Origin of the sequence: Chromohalobacter beijerinckii (assembly GCF_023061185.1) — a bacterium.
GTDB lineage: Bacteria > Pseudomonadota > Gammaproteobacteria > Pseudomonadales > Halomonadaceae > Chromohalobacter > Chromohalobacter beijerinckii.
In genome coordinates, this window is record NZ_JAKGAK010000013.1 from 15,824 (window position 1) to 27,887 (window position 12,064).

At 63.3% G+C, this 12,064-nt stretch carries 10 protein-coding genes; all 10 read left to right on the forward strand.

The window, feature by feature from the left end:
- Nucleotide 1: 1 nt before the first annotated feature.
- Nucleotides 2-517: an NADH-quinone oxidoreductase subunit NuoE gene (gene nuoE, locus L1075_RS10750; RefSeq protein WP_040240036.1), complete on the forward strand. Its 516-nt coding sequence runs from the start codon at nucleotides 2-4 to the stop codon at nucleotides 515-517.
- A 16-nt stretch (nucleotides 518-533) separates the two neighbouring features.
- On the forward strand, nucleotides 534-1,874 hold the full coding sequence (gene nuoF / locus L1075_RS10755; RefSeq protein ID WP_246941805.1) for an NADH-quinone oxidoreductase subunit NuoF: 1,341 nt from the start codon (nucleotides 534-536) through the stop codon (nucleotides 1,872-1,874).
- A gap of 34 nt (nucleotides 1,875-1,908) precedes the next feature.
- A complete protein-coding gene (nuoG, locus tag L1075_RS10760; protein ID WP_246941807.1) occupies nucleotides 1,909-4,671 on the forward strand; it encodes an NADH-quinone oxidoreductase subunit NuoG in 2,763 nt (920 codons plus the stop codon).
- On the forward strand, nucleotides 4,668-5,654 hold the full coding sequence (gene nuoH / locus L1075_RS10765; protein WP_246941808.1) for an NADH-quinone oxidoreductase subunit NuoH: 987 nt from the start codon (nucleotides 4,668-4,670) through the stop codon (nucleotides 5,652-5,654). Before nuoG ends, nuoH begins: the two co-directional genes overlap by 4 nt.
- 21 nt (nucleotides 5,655-5,675) lie before the next feature.
- Nucleotides 5,676-6,218, forward strand: coding sequence for an NADH-quinone oxidoreductase subunit NuoI (gene nuoI, locus L1075_RS10770; RefSeq protein ID WP_040240032.1), 543 nt, complete (start codon nucleotides 5,676-5,678; stop codon nucleotides 6,216-6,218).
- Nucleotides 6,219-6,236: 18 nt separating this feature from the next.
- Complete coding sequence (gene nuoJ / locus L1075_RS10775; RefSeq protein ID WP_246941812.1) at nucleotides 6,237-6,848, forward strand: NADH-quinone oxidoreductase subunit J; 612 nt, start codon at nucleotides 6,237-6,239, stop codon at nucleotides 6,846-6,848.
- Complete coding sequence (gene nuoK / locus L1075_RS10780) at nucleotides 6,845-7,153, forward strand: NADH-quinone oxidoreductase subunit NuoK (protein ID WP_040240027.1); 309 nt, start codon at nucleotides 6,845-6,847, stop codon at nucleotides 7,151-7,153. The genes nuoJ and nuoK overlap by 4 nt, the downstream gene beginning before the upstream one ends.
- A complete protein-coding gene (gene nuoL / locus L1075_RS10785) occupies nucleotides 7,150-9,003 on the forward strand; it encodes an NADH-quinone oxidoreductase subunit L (protein ID WP_246894389.1) in 1,854 nt (617 codons plus the stop codon). Before nuoK ends, nuoL begins: the two co-directional genes overlap by 4 nt.
- A gap of 77 nt (nucleotides 9,004-9,080) precedes the next feature.
- Nucleotides 9,081-10,622, forward strand: coding sequence for an NADH-quinone oxidoreductase subunit M (gene nuoM, locus L1075_RS10790; RefSeq protein WP_040240022.1), 1,542 nt, complete (start codon nucleotides 9,081-9,083; stop codon nucleotides 10,620-10,622).
- Entirely contained in the window at nucleotides 10,619-12,052 is a 1,434-nt protein-coding gene (gene nuoN / locus L1075_RS10795) for an NADH-quinone oxidoreductase subunit NuoN (RefSeq protein WP_040240021.1), read from the forward strand. The genes nuoM and nuoN overlap by 4 nt, the downstream gene beginning before the upstream one ends.
- The last annotated feature ends 12 nt before the right edge of the window (nucleotides 12,053-12,064 follow it).

Genomic DNA, 12,064 nt, shown 5'->3' on the forward strand with positions numbered 1-12,064 from the left:
CATGACACACGCTTCGACTTCTACTTCTGCGCCCATCGCCACCGACGGTTTCGTGCTGCACGACGAGGATCGGGCGGCCATCGCCCATGAGCGCGAGCATTACCCACATCCGCAGGCAGCCAGTATCGAGGCGCTCAAGATCGTGCAGAAACGCCATGGCTGGGTGCCGGACGCCGCCATCGAGGCCATCGCACGTGAACTCGGTGTGCCGCCGGCGAGTATCGAGGGTGTGGCGACGTTCTATAGCTTGATCTTCCGCCAGCCGGTGGGACGCCACGTGATCCTGATATGTGACAGCAGCTCGTGCTTTCTCACCGATTATGAAGCCTTGCGTGATGCCTTCTTTGAGCATCTTGGCATCGGCTTCGGGCAGACCACGCCGGATGATCGGTTCACGCTGCTACCGGTGTGTTGTCTCGGCGCCTGCGACCGGGGCCCGGCGCTGATGATAGGCGACGATACTTACGGGCCGGTGACGCCCGAGGAGATCCCTAAGCTGCTGGAGGCGTACGCATGAACTGGGAGAACGAGGCATGAGCCGGATTCTGCAAGACCGCGACGAACGCCGCCCTGAAACGCATCCGCTGACCTTCCGGCTCAACGACGACGGAACGTCGGTGATGCTCGACGCCTATCGCGAGCAGCAAGGCTACGTCAGCGTCGAGCGCGCCTTTCGAGACCTGACCTCGAAGACGCTGATCGACGAGCTCAAGACTGCCAACCTGCGCGGGCGCGGCGGCGGCGGCTTCTCCGCCGGGCTCAAGTGGAGCCTGACCATGCAGGGTGAGGGCATCCCGCGTGGTTATATCGTCTGTAACGCCGACGAAATGGAGCCCGGCACCTTCAAGGACCGCCTGCTGCTCGAACAGCAGCCGCATCTGCTCATCGAGGGCATGATCCTGGCTGGCTTCGCCAACAATGCCTACCAGGGCTACATCTTCATGCGCGGCGAATACGTCGACGCCGCGCGGACGGTCCAACGTGCGCTGGAAGAAGCGCGTGCCGCCGGTTGGCTGGGCCGCGATGTGGCCGGCAGCGGTTGGGATTTCGATATCGCGTTGCATACCGGCGCCGGTCGCTATATCTGCGGCGAAGAAACCGCGCTGATCAACTCGCTGGAAGGCAAGCGTGCCAGCCCCCGGGCCAAGCCGCCCTTTCCGGGGCAAAGCGGGGCCTGGGGAAAGCCCACCGTGGTCAACAACGTCGAGACGCTGTGTAACGTGCCGTCCGTCGTGCTGCATGGCGCGGATTGGTATCAGGGTCTGTCTCAGGGCAAGAGCGGCGATGGTGGCACCAAACTGTACGGCGTCTCCGGCAAGGTCAAACGGCCCGGCTTGTGGGAGTTGCCCATGGGCACCACGGGCAACGAGCTACTCGAGCGTGCCGGCGGCATGCGTGATGGCCATACGCTCAAGACCTGGCTACCCGGCGGCGGGAGTACTGGCTTTCTGCTGCCCGAGCATCTTGAGCTAGGACTCGATTTCGACACCATCGGCAAGGCCGGCAGCCGTCTGGGCACCGGGCTCATCGCGGTGGTGGCCGACGATCAAAGCGTGGTGTCGCTGGCGCGTAACCTGGAGGAATTCTTCGCCCGCGAATCCTGCGGCTGGTGTACGCCGTGCCGCGATGGGTTGCCGTGGAGCGTCAAGCTCCTGCAGGCCCTGGAGGCTGGCGAGGGCGAGCGGGGCGATATCGATTTGCTGGAATCGCTGGCCGTGGACCTGGGCCCGGGCCGGACCTTCTGCGCGCATGCGCCGGGGGCGGCAATGCCGTTGGCGTCAGCGATTCACTATTTCCGCGATGAATTCGAGCGTGGCGTCACGCGTGGCCAGGGCAAGGCGCATGCCGACCCGATCCCGGTGGGCAGCGTATGAACGACGTGACGATGACGACGGGTGAGGAGCGATAATGGCAACGATTCACGTGGATGGCCGGGATTACGAGGTCGACGGCGCCGACAACCTGCTGCACGCTTGCCTGTCGCTGGGGCTGGATATCCCGTATTTCTGCTGGCACCCGGCCATGGGCAGCGTGGGTGCCTGCCGCCAGTGCGCGGTCAAGCAGTACAAGAACGCCGACGACACGCAAGGCATGCTGGTGATGTCCTGCATGGCACCGGTGCAGGACGACGCCTATATCTCCATCGAAGACGAGGAAGCCAAGGCGTTTCGTGCCAACGTCATCGAATGGCTGATGATCAATCACCCGCATGACTGTCCGGTCTGCGAAGAAGGCGGCCACTGCCATTTGCAAGATATGACGGTGATGACCGGCCATGACAGCCGCCGTTACCGATTCCGCAAGCGTACCCACCGGAACCAGGATCTGGGACCGTTCATCGGACATGAGATGAACCGCTGCATAACCTGCTACCGCTGCGTGCGCTTCTATCAAGATTATGCCGGCGGCGGTGACCTGGGCGCCTTCGGGGCGCACGACAACGTCTATTTCGGACGTTTTCAGGAAGGCACGCTGGAGAGTCCTTTCTCGGGCAACCTCACCGAGGTTTGCCCGACCGGGGTCTTCACCGACCAGACCCACTCCGAACATTACACTCGTAAGTGGGACTTGCAGTTCGCGCCCAGCGTCTGCCATCAGTGCGCGGTAGGTTGCAATATCAGCCCCGGCGAGCGCTACGGCGATATCCGGCGTATCGAGAACCGCTACCATGGTGAAGTGAATCACTACTTCCTGTGTGACCGCGGGCGTTTCGGCTATGGCTACGTAAATCGCGAAGATCGTCCGCGCGTACCTGAATGGCGCGAGCGCCAGCGTGTCGGCACCGAGCCCGGCGAAACGGGCGTGGTCGCCGGCACCATTAGTTTGGAAATCGACGATGCGCTGGATCGTGCCGCCGATGGACTGCGCAACGCGCGCCGCGTGATCGGCATCGGCTCGCCACGGGCGAGCCTGGAAAGCAATCATATGCTGCGCACGCTGGTGGGGAACGCCAACTTCTCCACGGGCATCGCTGCCCGAGAGCTCGAGTTGCTGGTACGCATGAACGAGCTCAATACTCGCTGTGGCCTGCCGTCGCCGAGCCTGCGCGAGATCGAAAACTGCGATGCGGTGTTCGTGCTCGGTGAGGACCTCATCAATAGCGCCGCGCGTATGGCGCTGGCCATTCGCCAGGCAGTCAACGCCAAAGGCGAGGCGCTGGCCGCCGAACGCGGCATCCCGTCCTGGAACGCCGAGGCGGTGAAGACGCTGGCGCAAGAAGCACACCATCCCTTTTTCCTGGCTACGCCGGATGCGACCGAACTGGATGAGTTAGCGGAGCAGACCTATAACGCCGCTCCGGACGACATCGCGCGGCTGGGCTTCGCCGTGGCGCACTACATCGATTCCGAGGCGCCTTGCCCGGAGGCGCTGGACGACGCGACCACAGTGCTGGCTAGCCGTATCGCCGAGGCCTTGATGATGGCCCAGCGTCCACTGGTGGTCTCGGGGGGCTCGCTGGGGACACCGGCGGTGCTCGAGGCGGCCGGCAACGTGGCGCGCGCCCTGGCGCGTCGGACACGGCCCGGGGCGTTATCGCTGGTGCGCCGTGAGGCCAACAGCACCGGCCTGTCGCTACTCGGCGGGCAATCGCTGGATTGGGCCCTGGAATGCTTGACCAGCGGCGAGGCCGATGGCGTGGTGATTCTCGAAAATGATCTGTACGCACGGGCCGATGCAGGACAGATCGATGCCGCCCTGCAGCGTGCCGACTGCATCGTCACGCTCGATCATCAGCGCACCGCGACCTGGGACAAGGCAGACATCGGGCTGCCAGCATCGAGCTTTGCCGAAAGCGATGGCACGCTGGTCAGCCTGGAGGGCCGGGCCCAGCGTTTCTATCAAGTCTTCGAGCCCAGCTATATCCGCCCTGAAACGCGCATCCGCGAAAGCTGGCGGTGGCTCAACGCGCTCAAGGCCAGCGTCGAACGTCAGGTGGTGACGCCGCTCACGCTCGATGAAGTGACGCGTGACATGGCCATGACGTACCCCGCCCTGGCGCCAGCCGGCGATGCCGGGTTGAGCGCCGCCTATCGCGTGCATGGACTACGCTTGGCGCGCGAGCCTCACCGCTATAGCGGACGCACGGCGATGCGTGCCAACCTCGATGTCAGCGAGCCCCGCGCACCGCAGGATCCCGACACGCCATTCGCGTTCTCCATGGAGGGTTATGCCGGTTACGCCGAACCGCGCCGCGAAGTGGCGTTCGCCTGGGCGCCGGGATGGAACTCGCCGCAAGCCTGGAACAAGTTCCAGGACGAGGTCGGTGGGCATCTGCGGGCCGGCGACCCCGGCGTGCGGTTGTTGGGGCCGCTGCCCGGGGATTACGACTATGCGCGAACGTTGCCGGCACGCTTTGCCGCGCATGACGATCAATGGCTGGCGGTGCCGCAGGCGCGGCTGTTCGGAGGCGACGAGACCTCGTCGCGAGCCGAGCCGATCCAGGCACGCATGGCCGAGACGCGTTTCACCGTGTCGCGCGCTGCCGCCGAGCGGTTGCGGATGTCGCCGGGCGCTACGTTGACGCTCAACCTAGGGGCGCGACAGCTCACGCTACCGGTAGAGATCAGCGATGCTTGGCCCGATGGCGTGATTGGCGTGCCGGATCAGTCGGGGTTGCCTTTGGCCGCGCCTGAGTGGGCCCATCTCGAACCCCAGGAGGTGCGCGCATGAGCTGGTGGACGCCACAGGTCGAGGCGATCGCGTTCGCACTTTTTCAAGCATTGGTGATTCTGATCGCTGCGGTGGGTGCTGGGGCGCTGCTGACCATGGTGGAAAGGCGCCTCTTGGGCCTATGGCAGGATCGTCACGGTCCCAACCGCGTGGGGCCGTTCGGGGTGCTGCAGATCCTCGCCGACATGCTCAAGATCCTCTTCAAGGAAGACTGGATCCCGCCGTTCGCCGATCGCATCTTCTTCGTGCTGGCGCCGGCGATTGCCATGGCGTCATTGCTGTTGAGCTTCATGATCATCCCCATCACGCCCAGTTGGGGGGTCGCCGACCTTCACATCGGTTTGCTGTTCTTCTTTGCCATGGCAGGCATCAACGTCTATGCGGTGCTCTTCGGCGGATGGTCGAGTGGCAACAAGTACGCCTTGCTCGGGGCGATGCGCGCCTCGGCGCAGACGCTGTCCTATGAAGTCTTCATGGGCTTGTCGCTGATGGGCGTGGTGGCCATGGCCGGTTCGTTCAACATGCGCGAAATCGTCGCCGCCCAGGAAACGATATGGTTCATCGTGCCGCAGTTCTTCGGCTTCTGTACCTTCCTGGTCGCCGGCATCGCCGTGACGCACCGTCACCCATTCGACCAGCCCGAGGCTGAGCAGGAGCTGGCCGATGGCTATCACGTCGAGTACTCGGGCATGAAATGGGGCATGTTCTTCATCGGCGAGTACGTGGGCATCGTGCTGGTATCGGCGCTGATGGTGACGTTGTTTCTGGGTGGCTGGCACGGCCCGTGGTTGCCGCCCATCGTGTGGTTCCTGCTCAAGACTACCGTGTTCGTAGGCTTTTTCGTGCTGCTGCGAGCAGCCCTGCCGCGTCCCCGCTATGACGCGGTGATGAGCTTCGGGTGGAAGATCTGCCTGCCACTGACCCTGATCAATCTGCTGGTGACCGGCGCGCTGATTCTCGTATTCAGCCCCGCCGGTGGCTAAGCGTCGAGACTGGAGGAGACCGTGACGATTAAATCACTGCTCGCGGGAACATGGTCGCAACTGCGGACGCTGGGCATGGTCTTCATGCACGCCTTCCGCAAGCGCGAGACCCTGCAGTACCCGGAAGAACCGGTCTATCTGTCGCCGCGCTATCGTGGGCGCATCGTGCTGACCCGTGATCCCGACGGCGAAGAGCGCTGCGTAGCGTGCAATCTATGTGCGGTGGCGTGCCCGGTGGCGTGCATCTCGCTGCAGAAAGGCGAGAGCGAGGATGGTCGTTGGTATCCGGAATTTTTCCGCATCAACTTCTCGCGCTGCATCTTTTGCGGACTGTGCGAGGAGGCGTGTCCGACCTCGGCGATTCAGTTGACGCCGGATTTCGAGATGAGCGAGTTTCGTCGCCAGGAACTGGTCTACGAGAAGGAGGACCTGCTGATCTCGGGGCCGGGCAAGGACCATAACTACAACTTCTATCGCGTGGCGGGGATGTCGATCGCCGGAAAAGACAAGGGTGAGGCGCAGAACGAAGCCGAGCCGATCAACGTCAAGTCGTTGATGCCCTGACTAGGATAGGGAGACATCATGGAAATCGCCTTCTATCTCAGCGCCGTGGTTGCCGTGCTCGCGACGCTTGGGGTGGTCACCGGTCGGCACCCGGTACATGCCTTGCTTTACCTGATCGTCTCGCTGATCGCGGTGGCGATGGTGTTCTTTGCACTGGGGGCGCCTTTCGCCGGGGCGCTGGAAATCATCGTCTACGCCGGCGCGATCATGGTGTTGTTCGTGTTCGTGGTGATGATGCTCAACCTCGGCGAGGCCGCCGCGCAGCAGGAGCGCGCTTGGTTGCGTCTGAGCACTTGGTTGGGGCCGGCGATACTCAGCGGTGTTTTGCTGTTGGTGCTGTTAGTGACATTGATCGGCGCCGATGTGGGCGGCCGTATCGAGGGCGAGACCTTGACCGCCAAGGCGGTGGGCACGTTGCTTTTCGGGCCTTATCTGGTCGTCGTCGAGCTCGCCGCGATGCTGCTGTTGGCTGCGTTGGTAGCGGCGTCGCATCTGGGGCGCAGCGAGGCGCATGACGAGGCACATGCGGTACGCCAGGTACCGGGAAAGCGCACTGCAGATGGCCGCGGGCGCGCCGCCAGCGAGCGCTCGCTCGGTGACGACACCTCAAGCGAGGAGAATTCACGATGAATGGCGTTCCCATGGAACACGGCTTGATCCTGGCGTCGGTCCTCTTCGCGCTGGGGCTGGTGGGGCTGATGATGCGCCGTAACATGCTGTTCGTGCTGATGAGCCTGGAAGTCATGATGAACGCGGCGGGACTCGCCTTCATCGTCGCGGGGACGCGCTGGGGGCAGCCCGATGGCCAGGTCATGTTCCTGCTGGTGATCACCCTGGCGGCGGCCGAGGCAAGCGTGGGGCTGGCGCTGTTGTTGCAGCTCTATCGGCGCTTCAAGACCCTTGATATCGATGCGGCAAGCAGGTTGCGCGGATGAATCTACTCACTCTGACATTCTTGTTTCCCCTATTGGGGTGTCTAGTCCTGGCGCTGAGCGGTGACCGCCTGTCGCTACGCGGCGCGGCGACGGTGGGGGTCACCGCGCTGGGACTGGCGGCGGCGACGACCGTGTGGGTGGGCCTCGACTTTCTCGGGCACGGCTCGGCGGCGCAGGTCATGGAACTTTGGACCTGGATAGACGTGGGCGATTTCCAGCCGTCGATGGGGCTACTGGTCGATGGGCTGTCGTTGACGATGCTCGGCGTGATCACCGGCGTGGGTTTTTTGATCCATCTGTTCGCGGCCTGGTACATGCGCGGCGACACGGGCGTTCGCCGTTTCTATGCCTATATGAACCTGTTCGTGTTCAGCATGGTGCTGTTGGTGCTGGGCGACAACCTGCTGCTGCTGTATCTCGGTTGGGAAGGCGTCGGCCTGTGTAGCTATTTGTTGATCGGCTACTACTACCATGAGTCGGCCAATGGCTGGGCGGCGTTCAAGGCCTTCCTGGTGACACGTATCGGCGATGTGTTGATGGCGATCGGGCTATTCATCCTGTTCGTCGAGCTTGGCACGTTGGATATCCAGACGTTGTTGGCACGGGCGCCGCAGGTCTGGGCACACGGCGACCTGATGGTCGAGTTGGCCACGTTGATGCTGCTCGGCGGGGCGCTGGGCAAGTCCGCGCAGTTGCCGCTGCACACCTGGCTGGCCGATGCCATGGCCGGCCCCACGCCGGTCTCGGCGCTGATCCACGCGGCGACCATGGTCACCGCCGGGGTGTATCTGATCGCGCGCATGCATGGCCTGTTCCTGCTGGCGCCGGATGTTCTGACGTTGGTGGGCTGGATCGGTGCGGTGACGCTGCTGATGGCCGGGTTCGCCGCCCTGGCGCAGACCGATATCAAACGCGTGCTGGCCTATTCGACGATGAGCCAGATCGGCTACATGTTCCTGGCACTGGGCGTGGGGGCCTTCGATGCGGCAATTTTCCATCTGATGATGCATGCCTTCTTCAAGGCATTGCTGTTCCTCTCGGCCGGCTCGGTGATCGTCTCCTGTCATCACGAGCAGGACATGCGACGCCTCGGTGGGCTGTGGCGCAAATTGCCGCTGGCCTATGCCGGGTTTGTGGTCGGTGGCTCGGCGCTGGCCGCATTGCCGCTGGTGACGGCTGGCTTCTACAGCAAGGACGAGATCCTCTGGGAAGCGCTGGCGTCCGGGCATATCGGTTTGCTGATGGCGGGCCTGGTCGGCGCGCTGCTGACTTCGCTTTATACCGTGCGCTTGATCGTCGGCACCTTCCATGGCACGCCGGGCAGCGATCATAGCCGGGATGCCGAGGGCGGGCGCGGCCTGGTGCATGGTCTGCCTCTGGTCGTGCTGATCGTACTCTCGACGCTGGTGGGCGCCTGGATTCACCCGCCGCTCGACGAGGTGCTGCCGGCAAGCCCCGGCGCGGCGAAGGAAGCCGGACGCCATGCGCTGGAAATCGGTGCCATGCTGGTCGCCGTGGGCGGTGTGGCTGTGGCGCTGTGGCTGTTCGCGTGGCGACGCGAGCTGGTGGCGCGCTTGGTCGCCCTGCCGGAAGGTGCGCGCCTGTGGCGCTTGTGGCATCACGCCTGGGGCTTCGATGCCCTGTTCGATGCAGTACTGGTCAAACCGTTCCGTGGCCTGGTGTGGCTGTGGCGTAGCGACTGGATCAACGGGCTGTGCAACTTGGTGCCGTTGCTGGCGCGCGGCCTGCGCTGGCTATTGACGCGCTCCCAGACGGGGCGGCTGCGCCACTATGCCGTTTCGATGACGCTGGGCGCGACCGTGGTGCTGATCTTCCTGGCTTTGGGGTAAGCGATGTACGACTTGAAGAAAGACACCGGTGGCGGGGATAGAAGGCTAACGTGGCAAGCTGAGGGGGCGCAGCGCTGATGATTCTTGTCTGTCTGATTCTGATTCCCTTCATCGGCGGGTTGCTGTGTTGGCAAGCCGAGCGTTTTGGTGAGCAACCGCCGCGCTGGATTGCCCTGGGCACCATGCTGCTCGAGTTGGCGCTGGTGCTGGGCGTGTGGTGGCATGGCGATTACGGTTTGAACGCCGTGCAGGGTGCCTCGGACTGGGTCCTCGAGTGGCGCGCTGATTGGATCCCCCGTTTCGGGATCGAGGTCCACTTGGCGCTGGATGGCCTGTCGTTGATCATGATCGCGCTCACCGGGCTACTTGGCGTGCTGGCGGTGGTCTGCTCATGGCACGAGATCTCGCGCCGCATCGGTTTTTTCCATCTCAACCTGTTGTGGATTCTGGGCGGCGTGGTCGGCGTCTTCCTGGCCATCGATTTGTTCCTGTTCTTCTTCTTCTGGGAGATGATGCTGGTCCCCATGTATTTCCTGATCGCGTTGTGGGGACATAGCGGTTCCACGGGTAACACACGGATCCAGGCGGCGACGAAGTTCTTCATCTACACCCAGGCCAGCGGGCTACTGATGCTGGTGGCCATTCTCGGTCTGGTGTTTGCGCATCACGCCGCCACCGGGGAATACAGCTTCAGCTATGAAGCGTTGCGGCATACCGCGCAGAACGAGCTTTCTCCTCAGATGGCATGGTGGCTGATGCTGGGCTTCTTCATCGCCTTCGCGGTCAAGATGCCAGTGGTGCCACTGCATGGATGGCTACCTGACGCCCATGCCCAGGCCCCCACCGCGGGCAGTGTCGACTTGGCGGGGATTCTGCTCAAGACGGCCGCCTACGGTATGTTGCGCTTCGCTTTGCCGCTGTTTCCCGAAGCCTCCCAGGCTTTCGCGCCGGTCGCGATGGGGCTTGGCATTCTGGGGATCTTCTACGGTGCGATCTTGGCTTGCGGCCAGCATGACCTGAAACGCTTGGTGGCCTATTCCAGCATTTCCCACATGGGCTTCGTGCTGATCGGCATCTACAGTGGCACGGAGCTAGCGCTGCAGGGTGTGGTAGTGCTGATGGTCGCGCATGCCTTCTCGGCCTCGGGACTCTTCATTATCAGTGGCCAGCTCTACGAGCGCCTGCATACCCGTGACATGCGCCTGATGGGCGGCCTATGGGGCCGTATCAAGGGCCTGCCGGGCATTGCGTTGTGCTTCGTGGCGGCCTCGATGGGAATCCCGGGCACGGCCAATTTCGTGGGCGAGTTCCTGGTGCTTTTCGGCACCTTCGCTACCTGGCCCTGGGTGGTCGTGGTCGCCAGTGGCGGCTTCGTGCTGGCGGCGATCTATTCGCTGTTCATCATGCAACGCGTCTACTTCGGTCCGGCCAAAGAAGACACGCCTCTGGGCGGGCTCGATGGCCGCGAAATCGTGATGATGCTCGGCCTGCTGGCCCTGGTGTTGTGGGTCGGGCTCTACCCTGGTCCATTGTTGGATACCTCGGAGGCGGCGATGCAAAACGTGGAGCACATCATGACGCTGGAAGAAACGCCTGCCATGCCTGAGGAGACGCCATGACGTCGTTGCTTGCTCTTTCACCACTGATTATCGTCTGCGCCACGGCCATCGTGGTAATGCTGACCATTGCGTGGCGCCGGTGTTATGACCTGACGGCCACGTTGACCGTGATTGGCCTCAATCTGGCGCTGGCGGCACAGCTTTTGGCTTGGTGGCAGGCACCGCTCGACGTGACGCCGCTGATGGTAGTAGATGGCCTGTCGATCTTCGGCGGCGTGCTGATTCTCGTCGCTACTCTGGCCTGTGCCACGCTGGGGCATGCTTACCTCGAAGGCGCGCGCGGTCCACGCGAGGAATATTACCTGCTGCTGTTGTGTGCTGCCGCTGGTGGGATTGCGCTGGTGAGCAGTCGCCACTTGGCCTCGCTGTTCTTCAGCCTGGAACTGTTGTCGATGCCACTTTACGGCATGCTGGCCTACACCTATCGCGAGCGTGGCGCCTTGGAAGCGGGCGTCAAGTACATGGTGCTCTCCGCGGCGGCCTCGGCCTTCTTGCTATTCGGCATGGCACTTCTGTATGCGCGCACCGGGCATCTCGATTTCGTCGGGCTGGGTGAGGCACTGGCGGCGGCAGGTGGCGATGGATGGCTGCTGGCCGGCATGGGCATGATGCTCATCGGGTTGGGCTTCAAACTTTCCATCGTGCCGTTCCATTTGTGGACGCCGGACGTCTACGAAGGAAGTCCCGCCCCGGCGGCCACCTTCCTGGCCTCGGCAAGCAAGGTGGCGGTGCTGATCGTCTTGCTGCGCCTGCTGCAATCCGCCCCGGCGACCGAAGATGCCTGGTTTCACAGCCTGCTCGCCGTACTCGCCTTCGTGACGATGCTGGCCGGTAACCTGCTGGCGTTGATGCAGCAAGATCTCAAGCGCCTGCTGGGCTATTCCTCGATTGCGCATTTCGGCTATTTGCTGGTGGCACTGGTGATCAACGAGGGGCTGGCGGTGGAAACCGCGGGTATCTATCTGGTGACCTATGTACTGACGACGCTGGGTGCGTTCGGTGTGGTGACGCTGCTGTCGAGCCCCTACGGCGGCGCCGATGCTAGTCGCTTGCACCATTACCGTGGTTTGTTCTGGCGGCGGCCCTACCTGACGGCGGTACTGACAGTGATGATGCTGTCGCTGGCGGGCATCCCCTTGACCGCAGGCTTCATCGGCAAGTTCTATATCGTCGCGCTGGGGGTCGAAGCCAGCCGCTGGTGGCTGGTCGGCGGCGTGGTGGCCGGGAGCGCCATCGGACTTTACTACTATCTACGCGTGATGGTGACGCTCTTTTTGCCCGAGCCAGGCATGCAGCGCCGTGATGCGACCACCGATTGGGCGCAACGCGCCGGTGGCGTGGTGGTGCTAGCGCTGGCGGCCTTGGTCGTACTGTTGGGGGTTTATCCCGCGCCGATGATCGACTGGGTGCGTCTCATGGCCGCGACGTAAGCATCGCGGTCG